This window comes from Pelagibacterium limicola, from assembly GCF_015694405.1.
Classification (GTDB): Bacteria; Pseudomonadota; Alphaproteobacteria; order Rhizobiales; family Devosiaceae; genus Pelagibacterium; species Pelagibacterium limicola.
The window spans coordinates 446,420-461,928 of sequence record NZ_JADQDB010000002.1; the positions used below are offsets into that span (position 1 = coordinate 446,420).

26 protein-coding genes are annotated in these 15,509 nt (G+C 59.8%); 1 reads left to right on the forward strand and 25 read right to left on the reverse strand.

Annotated elements, in window-relative coordinates; translation table 11 throughout:
• Positions 1-140: 140 nt before the first annotated feature.
• From rplO to rpsL, 25 genes are all read right to left on the reverse strand, one after another.
• A complete protein-coding gene (gene rplO, locus I2G20_RS05245; protein ID WP_196258621.1) occupies positions 141-620 on the reverse strand; it encodes a 50S ribosomal protein L15 in 480 nt (159 codons plus the stop codon).
• 16 nt (positions 621-636) lie between these two features.
• On the reverse strand, positions 637-828 hold the full coding sequence (gene rpmD / locus I2G20_RS05250) for a 50S ribosomal protein L30 (RefSeq protein WP_196258622.1): 192 nt from the start codon (positions 826-828) through the stop codon (positions 637-639).
• Positions 829-851: 23 nt separating this feature from the next.
• Positions 852-1,385: a 30S ribosomal protein S5 gene (gene rpsE / locus I2G20_RS05255; protein WP_196258623.1), complete on the reverse strand. Its 534-nt coding sequence runs from the start codon at positions 1,383-1,385 to the stop codon at positions 852-854.
• A 21-nt stretch (positions 1,386-1,406) separates the two neighbouring features.
• Positions 1,407-1,760, reverse strand: coding sequence for a 50S ribosomal protein L18 (gene rplR, locus I2G20_RS05260; RefSeq protein ID WP_196258624.1), 354 nt, complete (start codon positions 1,758-1,760; stop codon positions 1,407-1,409).
• A 12-nt stretch (positions 1,761-1,772) separates the two neighbouring features.
• On the reverse strand, positions 1,773-2,306 hold the full coding sequence (gene rplF / locus I2G20_RS05265) for a 50S ribosomal protein L6 (RefSeq protein ID WP_196258625.1): 534 nt from the start codon (positions 2,304-2,306) through the stop codon (positions 1,773-1,775).
• Between the two features lie 45 nt (positions 2,307-2,351).
• The gene (rpsH, locus tag I2G20_RS05270; RefSeq protein ID WP_196258626.1) at positions 2,352-2,750 is read right to left on the reverse strand and encodes a 30S ribosomal protein S8; all 399 of its coding nucleotides are present in this window, start codon (positions 2,748-2,750) and stop codon (positions 2,352-2,354) included.
• A gap of 12 nt (positions 2,751-2,762) precedes the next feature.
• Positions 2,763-3,068: a 30S ribosomal protein S14 gene (rpsN, locus tag I2G20_RS05275; RefSeq protein ID WP_196258627.1), complete on the reverse strand. Its 306-nt coding sequence runs from the start codon at positions 3,066-3,068 to the stop codon at positions 2,763-2,765.
• Positions 3,069-3,103: 35 nt separating this feature from the next.
• Positions 3,104-3,658, reverse strand: a complete 555-nt coding sequence (gene rplE / locus I2G20_RS05280) for a 50S ribosomal protein L5 (protein WP_196258628.1) — start codon at positions 3,656-3,658, stop codon at positions 3,104-3,106.
• Entirely contained in the window at positions 3,651-3,965 is a 315-nt protein-coding gene (rplX, locus tag I2G20_RS05285; RefSeq protein ID WP_196258629.1) for a 50S ribosomal protein L24, read from the reverse strand. The genes rplE and rplX overlap by 8 nt, the downstream gene beginning before the upstream one ends.
• Positions 3,965-4,333 carry a 50S ribosomal protein L14 gene (gene rplN / locus I2G20_RS05290; RefSeq protein WP_114644921.1) on the reverse strand — a complete coding sequence of 123 codons (369 nt, stop codon included), beginning with the start codon at positions 4,331-4,333 and terminating at the stop codon, positions 3,965-3,967. The genes rplX and rplN overlap by 1 nt, the downstream gene beginning before the upstream one ends.
• Before the next feature lie 41 nt (positions 4,334-4,374).
• Positions 4,375-4,608, reverse strand: coding sequence for a 30S ribosomal protein S17 (gene rpsQ, locus I2G20_RS05295; protein ID WP_196258630.1), 234 nt, complete (start codon positions 4,606-4,608; stop codon positions 4,375-4,377).
• Between the two features lie 10 nt (positions 4,609-4,618).
• The gene (rpmC, locus tag I2G20_RS05300; RefSeq protein ID WP_196258631.1) at positions 4,619-4,819 is read right to left on the reverse strand and encodes a 50S ribosomal protein L29; all 201 of its coding nucleotides are present in this window, start codon (positions 4,817-4,819) and stop codon (positions 4,619-4,621) included.
• Positions 4,820-4,831: 12 nt separating this feature from the next.
• On the reverse strand, positions 4,832-5,245 hold the full coding sequence (gene rplP, locus I2G20_RS05305; RefSeq protein ID WP_196258632.1) for a 50S ribosomal protein L16: 414 nt from the start codon (positions 5,243-5,245) through the stop codon (positions 4,832-4,834).
• Between the two features lie 15 nt (positions 5,246-5,260).
• A complete protein-coding gene (rpsC, locus tag I2G20_RS05310) occupies positions 5,261-5,971 on the reverse strand; it encodes a 30S ribosomal protein S3 (RefSeq protein ID WP_196258633.1) in 711 nt (236 codons plus the stop codon).
• Positions 5,971-6,351 (reverse strand): 50S ribosomal protein L22, encoded by a 381-nt coding sequence (gene rplV / locus I2G20_RS05315; protein WP_196258634.1) that lies wholly within the window; start codon positions 6,349-6,351, stop codon positions 5,971-5,973. The genes rpsC and rplV overlap by 1 nt, the downstream gene beginning before the upstream one ends.
• 2 nt (positions 6,352-6,353) lie before the next feature.
• A complete protein-coding gene (rpsS, locus tag I2G20_RS05320; protein WP_196258635.1) occupies positions 6,354-6,632 on the reverse strand; it encodes a 30S ribosomal protein S19 in 279 nt (92 codons plus the stop codon).
• 5 nt (positions 6,633-6,637) lie between these two features.
• Positions 6,638-7,477: a 50S ribosomal protein L2 gene (rplB, locus tag I2G20_RS05325; RefSeq protein WP_196258636.1), complete on the reverse strand. Its 840-nt coding sequence runs from the start codon at positions 7,475-7,477 to the stop codon at positions 6,638-6,640.
• Between the two features lie 18 nt (positions 7,478-7,495).
• Positions 7,496-7,789: a 50S ribosomal protein L23 gene (locus tag I2G20_RS05330; protein ID WP_196258637.1), complete on the reverse strand. Its 294-nt coding sequence runs from the start codon at positions 7,787-7,789 to the stop codon at positions 7,496-7,498.
• On the reverse strand, positions 7,786-8,406 hold the full coding sequence (gene rplD, locus I2G20_RS05335; protein ID WP_196258638.1) for a 50S ribosomal protein L4: 621 nt from the start codon (positions 8,404-8,406) through the stop codon (positions 7,786-7,788). Before rplD ends, I2G20_RS05330 begins: the two co-directional genes overlap by 4 nt.
• The gene (rplC, locus tag I2G20_RS05340; RefSeq protein ID WP_196258639.1) at positions 8,406-9,107 is read right to left on the reverse strand and encodes a 50S ribosomal protein L3; all 702 of its coding nucleotides are present in this window, start codon (positions 9,105-9,107) and stop codon (positions 8,406-8,408) included. Before rplC ends, rplD begins: the two co-directional genes overlap by 1 nt.
• Positions 9,108-9,196: 89 nt before the next feature.
• Positions 9,197-9,505: a 30S ribosomal protein S10 gene (rpsJ, locus tag I2G20_RS05345; protein WP_014130837.1), complete on the reverse strand. Its 309-nt coding sequence runs from the start codon at positions 9,503-9,505 to the stop codon at positions 9,197-9,199.
• A gap of 71 nt (positions 9,506-9,576) precedes the next feature.
• A complete protein-coding gene (gene tuf / locus I2G20_RS05350) occupies positions 9,577-10,767 on the reverse strand; it encodes an elongation factor Tu (RefSeq protein WP_196258640.1) in 1,191 nt (396 codons plus the stop codon).
• Positions 10,768-10,822: 55 nt separating this feature from the next.
• On the reverse strand, positions 10,823-12,913 hold the full coding sequence (fusA, locus tag I2G20_RS05355; RefSeq protein WP_196258641.1) for an elongation factor G: 2,091 nt from the start codon (positions 12,911-12,913) through the stop codon (positions 10,823-10,825).
• A gap of 12 nt (positions 12,914-12,925) precedes the next feature.
• A complete protein-coding gene (gene rpsG, locus I2G20_RS05360; protein WP_196258642.1) occupies positions 12,926-13,396 on the reverse strand; it encodes a 30S ribosomal protein S7 in 471 nt (156 codons plus the stop codon).
• Between the two features lie 14 nt (positions 13,397-13,410).
• Complete coding sequence (rpsL, locus tag I2G20_RS05365; protein ID WP_196258643.1) at positions 13,411-13,782, reverse strand: 30S ribosomal protein S12; 372 nt, start codon at positions 13,780-13,782, stop codon at positions 13,411-13,413.
• A gap of 478 nt (positions 13,783-14,260) precedes the next feature.
• Between rpsL and I2G20_RS05370 the strand changes: the two genes are divergently transcribed.
• Positions 14,261-15,460, forward strand: coding sequence for a Bcr/CflA family efflux MFS transporter (locus tag I2G20_RS05370; protein ID WP_196258644.1), 1,200 nt, complete (start codon positions 14,261-14,263; stop codon positions 15,458-15,460).
• Positions 15,461-15,509 lie beyond the last annotated feature (49 nt).

Genomic DNA, 15,509 nt, shown 5'->3' on the forward strand with positions numbered 1-15,509 from the left:
TCCCTCTAGATGCTTTTAGAGCAAACGAACGGGCCGCAATGGGCCCGAGGTAGAAACGAAAGCTCTGATATAGTCAGAGCGCGCCCTCATGCAATCCCCCGGATGGGATCGATTGCAGGGCGCGCTCCAAAGTCGCAATCTTATTCGGCGTCGGCAGCGGCGCCGAGCACTTCAACCTTGCCGCCAGCAGCTTCAACGGCCGCAACAGCGCCGGCCGAAGCATGGGCCACCTTGAAGGTTGCCTTCTTGGCCTTGAACTCGCCGCCATTGATCAGGCGTACGCCATCCTTGGCGCGGCGAATGACACCGGCTTTGACCAACGCTTCCGCATCGATAACGCCCTTGGCGTCGAGCTTACCGCTGTCGATATAGACCTGGATGCGATCGAGACGAACAGCATTCCACTTCTTGGCGAAGGGATTGTTGAAGCCACGCTTGGGCATCCGCATATGGAGCGGCATCTGCCCGCCTTCGAAGCCGTTGATAGCGACGCCGGAACGGGATTTCTGACCCTTGACGCCGCGGCCACCGGTCTTGCCGAGACCCGAACCGATACCGCGACCAACGCGGACCTTGGCCTTGAGCGCGCCAGGCTTGTCGGCGATCTGATTGAGTTTCATTCTACTTCAATCCCTCTTACTTCTCGTCCACGACGCGAACGAGGTGAGCGACCTTGTTGATCATGCCGCGTACGGCAGGTGTATCTTCGAGCTCGCGGCGGCGATGCAGCTTGTTGAGCCCCAGGCCCACAAGCGTTGCACGCTGATCGGCTTCGCGGCGGATCGGAGAACCGATCTGCTCAACGGTAACGGTCGACTTCTTGGCCATAATCGTTCTCCTCGCTCCCGCTATCAGGCTTCGACGGCGGTTTCGCCGCGACGGGACTGAAGCTCGGACACCTTGAGGCCACGGCGGGCGGCGACCGAACGGGGGCTATCAACGTTCTTGAGCGCGTCAAAAGTGGCGCGAACCATGTTGTAGGGGTTCGCCGAACCCTGCGACTTGGCCACGATATCGTTGATGCCGAGGGTCTCGAACACCGCACGCATCGGACCACCCGCAATGATGCCGGTACCGGCGGGCGCTGCACGCAGCAGCACCTTGCCCGCGCCATGGCGCCCATGCACGTCATGGTGCAGCGTACGCGCTTCACGCAGCGGAACGCGGATCATCTGGCGCTTGGCCTGCTCGGTCGCCTTACGGATGGCTTCCGGCACTTCACGCGCCTTGCCGTGACCGAAGCCAACGCGGCCCTTCTGGTCACCCACGACGACGAGCGCGGCAAAACCGAAGCGACGGCCACCCTTCACCACCTTGGCAACGCGGTTGATGTGAACCAGGCGATCGACAAATTCGCTTTCGCGCTCTTGAATGTCTCTGCTCATAACTCTTCTTCCTCGCCGTGATTAGAACTGCAGGCCGCCCTCACGGGCAGCGTCTGCAAGGGCCTTTACACGGCCATGGAAAATGTAGGCACCGCGGTCGAAAACGACCTCGGTAACCCCTGCCTTCTTGGCGCGCTCGGCAACAGCCTTGCCCACTTCGGCGGCAGCAGCGGCATTGCCGCCATTCTTGATCTTCAGGCCCTTGTCGAGCGAAGAAGCGGACGCAAGCGTCACACCCTGCGCATCATCGATGACCTGTGCGTAGATGTTCTTGTCCGAACGGAAGACCGACAGACGCGGACGGCCGTTGGCACGGGCCTTGAGAGCCCGACGAACACGCGCCTTGCGGCGTTCAATACCAGAAAGCTTAGCCATATCGACCAATCCTTACTTCTTCTTGCCTTCCTTGCGGAAGATATACTCGTCGGCGTAGCGCACGCCCTTGCCCTTGTAGGGCTCCGGCGGACGAAATTCGCGGATATTGGCGGCGACCTGGCCAACCTGCTGCTTGTCGATCCCCGTTACGACGATTTCCGTCTGTGTGGGGGCAGCAAGCGAGATGCCATCGGGCGCCTTGAAGATCACTTCGTGCGAAAAACCGAGCGAGAGCTTAAGGTCCGAACCCTGCATCTGGGCACGATAACCAACACCGGTGATCGCCAGCTTCTTTTCGAAACCGGTTGAAACGCCGGTGACGATGTTCTGGACGAGCGACCGGGACAGCCCCCAGGCCGAACGGGCCTCGCGAGTGTCGTTGACCGGCGTGATGACGACGCCCTCTTCGGTCTGCTCGGGTTTGACAGCATCGACCAGCACGACCGAGAGTTCACCCTTGGAACCCTTGGCGGTGACCTTCTGGCCATCGACCGTGACCGTCACGCCGCTGACCGGTGCTACCGGCTTCTTGCCAATACGCGACATTTTTCTTTGCCTTCTCTCAAGTTGGTGGGGTCTCCTCATCGCGTCCTAGAAGACGCGGCAGAGGACCTCACCGCCAACATTTTCAGCACGCGCCTGATGATCGGCCATCACACCCTTGGGGGTGGAAAGGATCGATACACCGAGGCCGTTGCCGACTACGGGAATATTCCTGACGGATGCGTAAACCCGACGACCAGGCTTGGACACCCTCTGCAACTCGCGAATAGCAGGCTGGTTATCCGAATACTTGAGTTCGATGTCGAACTCGGAAAGCCCGTTTTCGGCGGCTACCTGATTGTAACCACGAATATAGCCTTCAGCCTTGAGCACATCCAGAACGTGAGCGCGCAGCGAGGATGCCGGAGTACGGACAACGTCGCGGCGGCGCATCTGCGCGTTACGGATGCGGGTCAGCATATCGCCAAGAGGATCGGTGAGCGTCATATCAGTTCTTCCTTACCAGCTCGACTTGACCAAGCCCGGGATCTTGCCCATCGCGCCAAGTTCACGCAGCGCAATGCGGCTGAGCTTGAGCTTGCGATAGTACCCGCGCGGGCGGCCCGACACTTCGCAGCGGTTGCGCACGCGAACTGGCGACGCATTGCGCGGCAGCTCAGCGAGCTTGAGTTGCGCGGCGAAGCGTTCCTCGAACGAGAGGCTCTCGTCCTTGGCCTTCGCCTTGAGCGCAGCACGCTTGTTCGCATACTGCTTGGCAAGCTTTGCGCGGCGCTTGTTCTTTTCGATGGAGCTAACCTTAGCCATCCAGTTCTCTCTTTCGTCTCTCTTCCCTGCCCGGCCTACTGGCGGAACGGAAAATTGAAAGCCTTGAGAAGCGCGCGCGCTTCGTCGTCGGTCTTTGCGGTCGTGCAGACGATCACGTCCATGCCCCAGACCTGATCGATCTGGTCATAGTTGATCTCGGGGAACACGATGTGTTCCTTGATGCCCATGGCGAAGTTGCCGCGGCCATCGAAGCTCTTGGGATTGAGCCCACGGAAGTCGCGCACACGCGGCAGGGCCACGTTCACGAGACGATCGACGAACTCGTACATCTGTGCCTTGCGCAGCGTCACCTTGACACCGAGCGCCATGCCTTCACGAACCTTGAAGCCCGCAATCGACTTGCGCGCATTTGTGATGACGGCCTTCTGACCTGCGATCTTCTCGAGATCGGCAAGAGCGGCCTTCACCTTCTTGGAGTCGGCAACGGCTTCGCCGACGCCCATGTTGATGACCACTTTCTCAAGCTTGGGCACTTCCATGGGGTTGGCGTAGTTGAAGGTCTCGATGAGACCTGCGCGCACCACATCGTCATAATGAGTGCGAAGGCGCGGAATATATGTCTCAGCCATCGATCACTTCTCCGGAACGCTTTGCGACGCGCTTCTTCACGCCGTCTTCGATCTTGAAGCCAACACGGGTCGGCTTGTTTTCCTTGGCGTCGAGCAGCGCGATATTGCTCAGGTGGATCGGGGCTTCCTTGGTGTAGATGCCCGCATCCCGGCTCGCAGACTGCTTGGTATGACGGCGGACGAGATTGATGCCCTGAACGATGGCGCGCGTCTCGGACGGGAAGACCTGGGATACCGTACCGGTCTTGCCCTTGTCCTTGCCAGTCAGAACGATGACCTTGTCACCCTTTTTGATCTTGGCAGCCATTACAGCACCTCCGGCGCGAGCGAAATGATTTTCATGTGATTTTTCGCACGCAGCTCACGCGGAACCGGACCGAAGATACGGGTACCGATCGGTTCCTTGTTGTTGTTGATGATGACCGCTGCATTGCGGTCGAAACGGATCACGGTGCCATCGGGACGGCGGATATCCGAAGCGGTACGCACCACGACGGCCTTCATCACCTGGCCCTTCTTGACGCGGCCGCGCGGGATGGCATCCTTGACCGACACCACGATGATGTCGCCAACGGACGCATACTTGCGATGCGAGCCGCCGAGCACCTTGATGCACATAACACGACGGGCGCCCGAATTGTCGGCCACGTCGAGATTTGTCTGCATCTGAATCATGACTGATTGCCTTCTTTAATCTCAGTGCGTTCCGCGCCCAATCAGGCCGACGTAACGAGTGTCCAACGCTTATTCTTCGAGATCGGCGCTGTTTCCTCGATCTGCACGACATCACCGACTTTGGCCGAGTTGGCCTCGTCGTGGGCGTGGTACTTCTTGGAACGGCGCACCGTCTTCTTCATGATCGGGTGGGTAAAGCGGCACTCTACGCTCACCACGATCGTCTTGTCGTTCTTGTCGGAGACCACGGTCCCCTGCAGAATACGCTTGGGCATCTTGGTCTCCTTACTTCGCTGCCGCGGTCTTTTCGGCGAGCACGGTCTTGACGCGGGCGATATCGCGGCGAACCTTGCGCACCTGCGCGGTATTATCCAGCTGCTGGGGGGCGCGCTGGAAACGCAGATTGAACTGCTCTTTCTTGAGGTTGACGAGATCAGTCTTGAGTTCGTCTACCGTCTTTGCCCTAACGTCGCTCGGCTTGGCCATCGCTATACGTCCTTAATCTGCAATGCGGCTGACAAACCGCGTCTTGATCGGCAGCTTCATAGCCGCAAGACGCAGAGCTTCACGCGCAATCTCTTCACTCACGCCGTCGATCTCGAACATGATCCGGCCGGGCTTGACGCGGGCTGCCCAATATTCGGGAGCACCCTTGCCCTTACCCATACGGACTTCGGTCGGCTTGGACGACACAGGCACATCCGGGAAAACCCGGATCCACACACGACCAGCGCGCTTCATATAACGAGTCATCGCGCGGCGGGCGGCCTCAATCTGGCGGGCGGTTATACGCTCAGGTTCCTGAGCCTTCAAGCCATATTCGCCAAAATTGAGATCGAAGCCGCCCTTGGCGACGCCGTGGATCCGGCCCTTGTGGGCCTTGCGGAACTTTGTACGCTTCGGTTGCAGCATTTTTAAGTCTTCCTATCAGCTTGCAGCCGGACCGCGACGACCCTGCCCGCCAGAATCGCTACCTTCGGTAGCACGGCGCTCATGAGCCATCGGATCGTGTTCCATGATCTCGCCCTTGAAGATCCAGACCTTGATCCCGATGATCCCGTAGGTCGTGGCGGCTTCAGCGACACCGTAATCCACATCTGCACGCAGCGTGTGGAGCGGAACGCGGCCCTCGCGGTACCACTCGGTCCGTGCGATATCCGCACCGCCGAGACGACCGCCAACATTGACGCGGATACCCTGGGCGCCCATGCGCATTGCCGTCTGCACGGCGCGCTTCATCGCCCGGCGGAACGCCACGCGGCGTTCGAGCTGCTGGGCAATACCCTGGGCAACCAGGGTGGCATCGGTCTCCGGCTTACGCACTTCAACGATGTTGATGTGCACTTCCGAATTGGTGAACTTCTTGACCTTGGACCGAATCTTCTCGATGTCCGCGCCCTTCTTGCCGATCACGATTCCCGGACGGGCCGAGTGGATCGTGATGCGGCACTTCCGGTGCGGGCGCTCGATGACGATCTTGGACACCGCGGCCTGCTTGAGCTCTTCCTCGAGCATTTCGCGGATCTTGAGATCTTCCTGCAGGAGCGAGCCGAACTCACCCTTGTTGGCGTACCAACGGGAATCCCAGGTCCGATTGATGCCGAGCCGAAGCCCGATCGGATTGACTTTCTGGCCCATCAGACGGCCTCCTCGACTTCACGGACAACGATGGTCAGGTGCGAAAACGGCTTCTCGATCCGTGCGCCGCGACCGCGGGCGCGGGCATGGAACCGCTTCATCACCAACGCCTTGCCCACAAAAGCCTCGGCAACCACCAGAGAATCCGTGTCGAGACCATGATTGTTCTCGGCATTCGCGATGGCGCTCTCAAGGGTCTTCTTGACCGATTCCGAAATCCGCTTGCGCGAGAATTCCAGCACGGCCAGAGCCTTGTCGACCTTCTTGCCGCGGATCTGTGCGGCAACCAGGTTCAGCTTCTGGGGGCTTGTACGAACCATACGCAGGACGGCCTTGGCCTCATTGTCCTTGAGCGCACGTTCGTTCTTCTGCTTGCCCATAATTACTTCCTCTTCGCCTTCTTGTCGGCCGCGTGCCCGTAATAGGTGCGCGTGGGCGAAAATTCACCGAACTTGTGACCGATCATGTCCTCGGAAACATTCACCGGAACATGCTTCTGGCCGTTGTAGACGCCGAAGGTAAGGCCAACGAACTGCGGCAGGATCGTCGAGCGGCGGCTCCAGATCTTGATCACTTCGTTGCGGCCCGATTCACGGACCTTGTCTGCCTTCTTCAGCAGATACCCGTCAACAAACGGGCCTTTCCAGACGGAACGTGCCATGACTCTTACCTGCCCTTCTTGAGGTGCCGCGAGCGGACGATGAACTTGTCCGTCGCCTTGTTGGAGCGGGTGCGCTTGCCCTTTGTCGGCTTGCCCCACGGAGTGACCGGATGACGGCCACCCGAGGTACGGCCTTCACCACCACCATGCGGGTGATCGACAGGGTTCATCGCGACACCGCGAACGTTCGGACGCTTGCCAAGCCAGCGACTACGGCCGGCCTTGCCCAGATTGGTGTTCGAGTGATCCGGATTGGACACCGCACCAACGGTTGCCAAGCACGAGCCATGCACGAGGCGCTGCTCGCCCGAGTTGAGGCGAAGGATCGCCCAACCGGCGTCGCGGCCCACATACTGTGCGTACCCACCGGCCGAACGAGCAACCTGGCCACCCTTGCGCGGCTTGAGCTCGATGTTGTGGACGATCGTGCCCACCGGCATCTTCTCGAGCGGCATCGTATTGCCAGGCTTGACGTCGACCGCGTTGAGCGAGGAGACAACCTTGTCCCCGGCAGCAAGACGCTGCGGCGCAAGGATATAAGCCTGCTCGCCATCTTCGTAGTTGACCAGAGCGATGAATGCGGTCCGGTTCGGATCGTATTCAAGGCGCTCGACCGTACCCACGACGTCGAACTTGGTGCGCTTGAAATCGACCAGGCGATAGCGGCGCTTGTGCCCGCCGCCGCGCGCAAACGAGGTAACGCGGCCACGGTTGTTGCGGCCACCGGACTTGGTCAAGCCCTCGGTCAGCTTCTTGACCGGCGAGCCGTTCCAGAGTTCGGACCGGTCGATGCCGACGAGCTGGCGGCGGCCCGGCGAGGTCGGATTGTATTGCTTCAAAGCCATTGTTCTACTTCCCTAGCCTTAAAGACCGGTCGAAATGTCGATGGTCTGGCCGTCGACGAGCGTAACGATGGCCTTCTTCACGTCCTTGCGCTTGCCAAGGAAGTTGCGGAACCGCTTTACCTTGCCCTTGCGCACGATGGTGTTGACAGCCTTGACCTTGACCGAAAACAGCTGCTCGACGGCGGCCTTGATATCGGTCTTGGTTGCATCGATCGCCACGTCGAAAACGACCTGGTTGTTTTCCGAAGCCATCGTGGACTTTTCGGTCACGACGGGGTTGCGGATGATGTCGTATGCCTTGAGCGCGCTCATTGGAACCGGCCCTCCAGCGCAGCGAGAGCGTCCTTGGTGAGGACAAGCTTTTCGCGACGCAGAATGTCATAAACGTTGATGCCCTGGGCCGGCAGGACGTCGATCTGCGGAATGTTCCGCGCAGCAAGCGCGAAGTTCCGGTCGAGTTCTGCACCGCCGATGATCAGCGCATTGGCAAACCCGAGCTTGCCGAACGCAACCTTGAGGGCTGCGGTCTTGGGCTCGCTGGCAACGGCGCTGTCGAGAATGATCAGCTCGCCGGCCTTGGCCTTGGCCGAAAGCGCATGCTTCAATGCCAGCGCGCGGACCTTCTTGGGCAGATCGATCGCATGGCTGCGCGGGGTCGGGCCGAACGCACGTCCACCACCCCGGAAGATGTTGGACCGGCGTGAACCGTGACGAGCACCGCCGCCGCCTTTCTGCCGGCCGAACTTCTTGCCGGTCTGGGAGACTTCACCGCGGTTCTTGACGTCATGCGTGCCTGCCATCCGCTTCAGCAGCTGATAGCGAACCATGCGCTGGATGAGGTCGGCGCGGGGCTCGAGACCGAATACGGCATCGTCGAGCGTGACCTTGCCCGCGGCCTTGCCCTCAAGGGTTGTGACCTGGAGTTCCATTATGCGCTCTCCCCATTGGCAGCGGCAGCAGCCTTAAACGAACCGGGACGTGCAACACCTTCCGGAAGCGGCTTCTTGACGGCGTCGCGGATCTGGATCCAGCCGCCCTTGGCACCCGGAACCGAACCCTGAACCATGATCAGGCCGCGCTCGACGTCGGTCTTGACGACCTTGACGTTCTGGGTGGTGACGCGAACGTCGCCCATATGGCCGGCCATCTTCTTGTTCTTGAACACCTTGCCCGGGTCCTGACGACCGCCGGTCGAACCGTGCGAACGGTGCGAAACCGACACGCCGTGCGAAGCACGCAGGCCGCCAAAGTTGTGACGCTTCATCGCACCGGCAAAACCCTTACCGATCGAAGTCCCCGTCACGTCGACAAGCTGGCCTTCAAGGAAGTGATCGGCCTGCAGCTGGGCGCCGACGTCGATGAGATTATCCGCGGAAACACGGAACTCGACGATCTTGCGCTTGGGCTCGACCTGCGCTGCGGCGAACTGGCCGCGCTGCGCCTTGCTCACATTCTTGACCTTGACGGAACCGGCGCCGACCTGCAGCGCGACATAGCCGTCCTTATCCTGCGTACGCTGGCCCACCACCTGGCAGCCTTGCAGCGCCAGGACGGTAACGGGAACATGCGCACCGTCATCCGTGAAGATGCGGGTCATTCCCAGCTTCTGTGCGATCAATCCAGAACGCATCGGTTGTTACCTTTTCTTTTGGGCGTTTTTCCGGGTCATTGTTTCCCAAGAGGACCCACCGAAATGAAAAACGCTAGAAACTCATTTCTTTAGAGCTTGATTTCGACGTCGACACCGGCGGCGAGATCGAGCTTCATCAGTGCATCGACCGTCTGCGGGGTCGGATCCACGATGTCCAGAAGACGCTTGTGAGTCCGGATTTCGAACTGCTCGCGGCTCTTCTTGTCGACGTGGGGCGACCGGTTGACGGTGTATTTGTCAATTCGCGTAGGCAGCGGAATGGGACCGCGAACCTGTGCGCCCGTACGCTTGGCAGTGTTGACGATCTCGCGGGTCGAATTGTCGAGCACGCGATGATCGAACGCCTTGAGCCGGATGCGAATGTTCTGACCGTTCATCTTCGTTCTATCCCGAAAAAAGGACCGCGGTGCGCGTTAGCGGCGCACCGCACTCTCAATTGTATTTCCGCTTACTCGACGATTTTGGAGACAACGCCGGCGCCGACGGTGCGGCCGCCTTCGCGGATGGCGAAGCGGAGCTTTTCTTCCATCGCGATCGGCACGATCAGCTCGACATTCATCTCGACATTGTCGCCAGGCATCACCATCTCGACGCCTTCCTTGAGCGTCACGACACCCGTCACGTCCGTCGTCCGGAAGTAGAACTGCGGACGGTAGTTCGTGAAGAACGGGGTATGACGACCGCCCTCTTCCTTGGTCAGGATGTAGGCTTCGGCAACGAACTTGGTGTGCGGGGTCACAGAACCGGGCTTGCACAGAACCTGCCCGCGCTCGACCTGGCTGCGGTCGATGCCGCGAACCAGCGCGCCGATATTGTCGCCAGCTTCACCCGAATCGAGCAGCTTGCGGAACATCTCAACGCCCGTCACCGTCGTCTTCTGCGTCGGCTTGATGCCAACGATCTCGACTTCGTCGCCAACCTTGACAATGCCGCGCTCGACGCGACCGGTCACAACCGTACCGCGGCCCGAGATCGAGAACACGTCCTCGACAGGCATCAGGAAGGGCTGGTCCTTGGGACGCTCAGGCTGCGGGATGTAGTCGTCAACCGTCTCCATCAGCGCCAGAACCGCATCGCGCCCGATCTCGGGACGCTTGTCCTCAAGCGCCATCAGCGCAGAACCCTTGGTGATCGGAATGTCGTCGCCAGGGAATTCATAAGAAGAAAGAAGCTCGCGCACTTCGAGCTCGACAAGCTCCAGAAGCTCCTCGTCATCGACCTGGTCGACCTTGTTCAGGAACACAACAAGCGCCGGAACGCCAACCTGGCGCGCCAGAAGAATGTGCTCGCGCGTCTGCGGCATCGGGCCGTCGGCAGCCGAAACCACAAGGATCGCCCCATCCATCTGCGCCGCACCCGTGATCATGTTCTTGACATAGTCAGCGTGACCCGGGCAGTCCACATGCGCATAGTGGCGCTTGGCCGTCTCGTACTCAACGTGCGAGGTCGAAATCGTGATCCCGCGTGCCTTTTCCTCAGGCGCCTTGTCGATGTTGTCGTACGACGTGTACGTCGCACCGCCAGTCTCAGCCAAAACCTTCGTGATCGCCGCAGTCAATGACGTCTTGCCATGGTCAACGTGACCAATCGTGCCAATGTTGCAGTGCGGCTTCGTACGTGCAAACTTTTCCTTGCCCATCACTTATCTCCTATTCAGACAGCGCGACGGCTGCTGTTCGATTTCGTTTTTAAAATCAGGCGTATTTGGCCTGGACTTCGTCAGCAACCGCCTGCGGCACCTGCTCGTAGTGGTCGAACACCATCGTGTACTGTGCACGCCCCTGGCTCATGGAACGCAGGGAGTTCACGTACCCAAACATGTTGGCCAGCGGCACGAAGGCATTGACTACCTGCGCGATACCGCGGCTTTCCGTGCCCTGAATCTGGCCACGGCGGGAATTAAGGTCGCCGATAACATCGCCCATGTACTCTTCAGGGGTGACGACTTCGACCTTCATGATCGGCTCGAGAAGTTTGGCACCTGCCTTCCCGAGCGCTTCGCGGAAGCCCGCACGGCCGGCGATTTCGAAGGCCAGAACCGACGAGTCAACATCGTGGTAGGCACCGTCGATGAGGGTCGCCTTGACGTCGACAATCGGGAAGCCAGCAAGGATACCAGCGCCCATGACCGACTGGATGCCCTTTTCGACGCCCGGAATGTATTCCTTGGGAACCGAACCACCGACGACCTTGCTTTCGAAAGCAAAACCGGCGCCGGTTTCATTCGGCTCGATGATCAGCTTGATGCGAGCGAACTGGCCCGAACCGCCCGACTGCTTCTTGTGGGTGTAGTCCACTTCGGCCTGACGGGTAATGGTTTCGCGGTAAGCCACCTGCGGCTGGCCGATATTGGCCTCGACCTTGAACTCGCGCTTCATGCGATCGACGATGATGTCGAGATGCAATTCACCCATGCCCGAAATGATCGTCTGGCCGGATTCTTCATCCGAACGCACGCGGAACGAGGGATCTTCAGCAGCAAGACGCTGCAGGGCGAGACCCATCTTTTCCTGGTCGGCCTTCGACTTGGGCTCGACGGCAATGTCGATAACCGGATCGGGGAAGATCATGCGCTCGAGGATCACCGGAGCATTCGACGCACAAAGCGTGTCGCCCGTGGTGGTGTCCTTGAGGCCAACGATTGCAACGATGTCACCAGCGAAAGCCTCGGTGATCTGCTCGCGACTGTTCGAGTGCATCTGGAACATGCGGCCAACGCGCTCGCGCTTGCCCTTCACGGTGTTTTCCAGCGTCGCACCGGCTTCGAGGTGGCCCGAATAGATGCGGCAGAAGGTCAGCGAACCCATGTGCGGATCGTTGGCAATCTTGAACGCCAGCATCGAAAGCGGTTCGCTGTCGTCGGCATGACGCTCGATTTCCTCTTCCGTCCTGGCATCGATGCCCTTGATCGCAGGAATATCGATTGGCGACGGCAGGAAGTCGACAACTGCGTCAAGAAGCGGCTGTACGCCTTTGTTCTTGAAGGCAGAACCGCAGCACACACCAAAGAACTGAACCTCGCAGACACCCTTGCGAACAAGGCGGCGAATGGTATCGTTATCGGGCATCTCGCCTTCGAGATAGGCTTCCATCGCAGTTTCGTCGAGTTCGACGGCAGCTTCGATGAGCTTCTCGCGGTATTCTTCAGCGCGATCCTTGAGGTCGGCCGGAATATCGACGACATCCCATTTCGCACCGAGCTCTTCGCCGCTCCAGATAAGCGCCTTCATCTCGATGAGATCGACGACACCAGCAAACTCGTTCTCAGCGCCAATCGGCAGCTGCAGGCAAACGGCCTTGGCACCCAGACGGGTCCCGACCATTTCGACCGAGCGATAGAAGTCAGCACCGATCTTGTCCATCTTGTTGACGAAGATCAGACGCGGAACGTTGTACTTGTCGGCCTGGCGCCAGACGGTTTCGGTCTGGGGCTCAACGCCGGCATTGGCGTCAAGCAGGGCAACGGCACCGTCGAGCACGCGGAGCGAACGCTCAACTTCAATGGTGAAGTCCACGTGGCCCGGCGTATCGATGATGTTGAAGCGACGCTTCTTGCCATCACGACCCTGCCAGAACGTGGTCGTGGCAGCCGAAGTGATGGTGATGCCGCGTTCCTGCTCCTGCTCCATCCAGTCCATGGTGGCTGCGCCGTCATGGACTTCACCGATCTTGTGCGACTTGCCGGTGTAATAAAGGATGCGCTCGGTCGTGGTGGTCTTGCCGGCATCGATGTGCGCCATGATGCCGAAATTGCGATAGTCTTCGATATTGTATTCGCGGGCCATACTAGCGTCTCCTTACCAGCGGTAGTGCGAGAACGCACGGTTGGCATCGGCCATGCGATGGGTGTCTTCGCGCTTCTTGACAGCCTGCCCGCGGCCATTCATGGCATCGAGCAATTCGCCAGAGAGGCGACCGACCATGGTCTGCTCGCCGCGCTTGCGCGCAGCGTCGATCAGCCAACGAATGGCAAGAGCCTGCTGGCGGTCGGTGCGGACTTCGACCGGCACCTGATAGGTGGCACCACCAACGCGACGCGACCGGACTTCAACCGCGGGACGGACATTGTCCAGCGCGGAATGGAAGACCTGGATAGGGTCCTGCTTGGTACGCTCTTCGATGACGGAGAACGCGCCGTAGACAATGCCTTCAGCTGCGGACTTCTTGCCATCCTTCATGAGCGAGTTCATGAACTTGGAAACGACCAAATCCCCGAACTTGGGATCGGGGTTGATCTCACGCTTTTCTGCACGATGCCGACGGGACATGGTTCAGCTTCTCCTTATTTCGGCCGCTTCGCGCCATACTTGGACCGGCGCTGCTTGCGGTCCTTCACGCTCTGGGTATCCAGAACGCCGCGCAGCACGTGGTAACGAACGCCGGGGAGGTCGCGCACGCGGCCACCGCGAATGAGCACGACGGAGTGCTCTTGCAGGTTGTGACCTTCGCCGGGGATATAGGTAATGACTTCACGCTGATTGACCAGGCGCACCTTGGCCACACGACGCAGAGCCGAGTTCGGCTTCTTCGGAGTCGTCGTGTAGACGCGAGTGCAAACGCCGCGCTTCTGCGGGTTAGCCTCCATAGCCGGAACCTTGTTCCGCTTCGGCTTGGACTGCCGGGGCTTGCGGATCAGCTGATTAATGGTCGGCATATCGCTCGAACCCTCTTTTCATCCGAGTAAACAAAACCTTGTGTCAGACATAACAAGCGTGCGGCGCCCGCCCGAGGCCCCTTATCAGGACCGGCAGCGCCAGAAAGCAGAGGATCACCTCCCGGAAAGGAAGCGTTCGTGCGCCCAAGACTTGCTTCGTCTAAGTACCCGACAGTGTGTTTGATCCGCCTGGATGTGCCGCTTTGGGCGCGTACGCATCCGGTGCAAAATCACGACCGACCGCTTAGGTAGGGCGGGTCATACTGGGTTGATTCCGACTCGTCAAGGCTTATCGGGAAAAAAGCGGACATGGCGGCTTCCACCCTGCCCTGCGCCCGACGCATGGCAGCGGGCGGCAGCGAGATCGACCCAGATTGACCATCCCTGGGCGGAGGACTAGCATCGGGCAAATGCTCCTAATCGCGCACCCAGCCGACATCCCCGGTGTAAGGGTCCCTCTTTCCAAAGTCCCCGCCCAATGAGTGCCGCTCCTCGCCTCTCGACGCTTATTCTGCTTTCGGCGTTTTCGATTTTGCCATTGAGCATGTTCCTTCCGTCGCTTGCCAGCATCGCCCAGGAATTCGATACGGAGTATGGCGTTGTCAGCCTCGCACTGGCCGGCTATGTCGCTGTTTCAGCGGTGCTACAGTTGGTGCTTGCCCCGCTCTCCGACCGCTTCGGACGCCGCCCCATCATCTTGCTCGGGATTGTGATCTTTACCGGCGCATCATTCGGGTGCGCTCTGGCGTCCGATATCTGGACCTTCCTCGCTTTCCGGATGTTTCAGGCAGCGATCACATCGGGTTACGCCGTTGCGCTTGCCGTGGTGCGGGATACGACAACCAAGGAGCGCACGGCCAGCAAGATCGGCTACATCGCAATGGCCTGGTCGATCGCTCCCATGTTGGGCCCGCTGTTCGGCGGATTGCTCGACGAACTGTTCGGGTGGCGCGCATCTTTCTGGTTTCTAGGGATGACCGGCCTTGGGATGTTTGCCCTTTGCTGGATCGACCTCGGGGAAACCAATACACGCCGGGCTAACACCGTGGCCGAACAGTTCCGCCGTTACCCGTCGTTGTTGTGCTCCCCGCTCTTCTGGTCGTTCGCATTGTGCATGGCGCTGATCGCCGGAACATTCCATGCTTTCCTCGCCGGCTCCCCTCTCGTCGCCGCAACGATATTCAATCTCCAGCCCGCCATGCTTGGCTTTTTCATGGGCACCATAACGATGGGCTTTGCCTTTGGTAGTTTCCTGTCTGGGCGCCATTTCGGCGGCAAGAATCTGGCGACTGCACTTCTCACCGGTCGCATTATCGCCATTGCCGGTCCCGCCATCGGCCTGGTGCTCATCGCACTCGGAATCGAGCACGTGATGGCGTTCTTCGGCCCCTGCGTTCTGATCGGCATTGGAAATGGTATCTCCATGCCGAGCGCAAATGCAGGAGCACTCTCCATAAACCCCGAAATTGCCGGCACGGCGGCAGGTCTCGCCGGCGCCATAACGGTTGCAGGGAGTGCAGCCATCTCGTCGATCACGGGTGCCGCGCTCACGACCGATGGCGCCGCCTCGATGCTGCTGTTCATCTTGCTTGCCGTGACAACACTGTCGCTGCTGGCCGCAATCCTCGCCAGCAGGCTGGAGGGGCAAAGAACCGTAGCCGGTCGTTCGGCGAAGTGATCTTCCCGATTTGGCCCGGTCAACAAAAGAAAAAGGGGCCCTAAGGCCC

Coding starts and splice junctions, on each gene's coding strand:
- rplB (WP_196258636.1), bottom strand. CDS start 7,477: ATGGCTTTGAAGCAATACAATCCGACCTCGCCGGGCCGCCGCCAGCTC.
- rpmD (WP_196258622.1), bottom strand. CDS start 828: ATGGCCAAGAAGTCGACCGTTACCGTTGAGCAGATCGGTTCTCCGATC.
- rplF (WP_196258625.1), bottom strand. CDS start 2,306: ATGTCGCGTATTGGCAAGAAGCCGGTAGCACCGGTCAGCGGCGTGACG.
- rpsG (WP_196258642.1), bottom strand. CDS start 13,396: ATGTCCCGTCGGCATCGTGCAGAAAAGCGTGAGATCAACCCCGATCCC.
- rplC (WP_196258639.1), bottom strand. CDS start 9,107: ATGCGTTCTGGATTGATCGCACAGAAGCTGGGAATGACCCGCATCTTC.
- rpsJ (WP_014130837.1), bottom strand. CDS start 9,505: ATGAACGGTCAGAACATTCGCATCCGGCTCAAGGCGTTCGATCATCGC.
- rpsC (WP_196258633.1), bottom strand. CDS start 5,971: ATGGGCCAGAAAGTCAATCCGATCGGGCTTCGGCTCGGCATCAATCGG.
- rplR (WP_196258624.1), bottom strand. CDS start 1,760: ATGGCTAAGCTTTCTGGTATTGAACGCCGCAAGGCGCGTGTTCGTCGG.
- rpmC (WP_196258631.1), bottom strand. CDS start 4,819: ATGGCCAAGCCGAGCGACGTTAGGGCAAAGACGGTAGACGAACTCAAG.
- rplP (WP_196258632.1), bottom strand. CDS start 5,245: ATGCTGCAACCGAAGCGTACAAAGTTCCGCAAGGCCCACAAGGGCCGG.
- tuf (WP_196258640.1), bottom strand. CDS start 10,767: ATGGGCAAGGAAAAGTTTGCACGTACGAAGCCGCACTGCAACATTGGC.
- rpsL (WP_196258643.1), bottom strand. CDS start 13,782: ATGCCGACCATTAATCAGCTGATCCGCAAGCCCCGGCAGTCCAAGCCG.
- rplE (WP_196258628.1), bottom strand. CDS start 3,658: ATGGCTGAGACATATATTCCGCGCCTTCGCACTCATTATGACGATGTG.
- rplD (WP_196258638.1), bottom strand. CDS start 8,406: ATGGAACTCCAGGTCACAACCCTTGAGGGCAAGGCCGCGGGCAAGGTC.
- rplX (WP_196258629.1), bottom strand. CDS start 3,965: ATGGCTGCCAAGATCAAAAAGGGTGACAAGGTCATCGTTCTGACTGGC.
- rplO (WP_196258621.1), bottom strand. CDS start 620: ATGAAACTCAATCAGATCGCCGACAAGCCTGGCGCGCTCAAGGCCAAG.
- rplV (WP_196258634.1), bottom strand. CDS start 6,351: ATGGGCAAGCAGAAGAACGAACGTGCGCTCAAGGACAATGAGGCCAAG.
- I2G20_RS05370 (WP_196258644.1), top strand. CDS start 14,261: ATGAGTGCCGCTCCTCGCCTCTCGACGCTTATTCTGCTTTCGGCGTTT.
- rpsQ (WP_196258630.1), bottom strand. CDS start 4,608: ATGCCCAAGCGTATTCTGCAGGGGACCGTGGTCTCCGACAAGAACGAC.
- rpsS (WP_196258635.1), bottom strand. CDS start 6,632: ATGGCACGTTCCGTCTGGAAAGGCCCGTTTGTTGACGGGTATCTGCTG.
- rpsN (WP_196258627.1), bottom strand. CDS start 3,068: ATGGCTAAGGTTAGCTCCATCGAAAAGAACAAGCGCCGCGCAAAGCTT.
- fusA (WP_196258641.1), bottom strand. CDS start 12,913: ATGGCCCGCGAATACAATATCGAAGACTATCGCAATTTCGGCATCATG.
- rpsE (WP_196258623.1), bottom strand. CDS start 1,385: ATGAGCAGAGACATTCAAGAGCGCGAAAGCGAATTTGTCGATCGCCTG.
- rplN (WP_114644921.1), bottom strand. CDS start 4,333: ATGATTCAGATGCAGACAAATCTCGACGTGGCCGACAATTCGGGCGCC.
- rpsH (WP_196258626.1), bottom strand. CDS start 2,750: ATGACGCTCACCGATCCTCTTGGCGATATGCTGACCCGCATCCGTAAC.
- I2G20_RS05330 (WP_196258637.1), bottom strand. CDS start 7,789: ATGAGCGCGCTCAAGGCATACGACATCATCCGCAACCCCGTCGTGACC.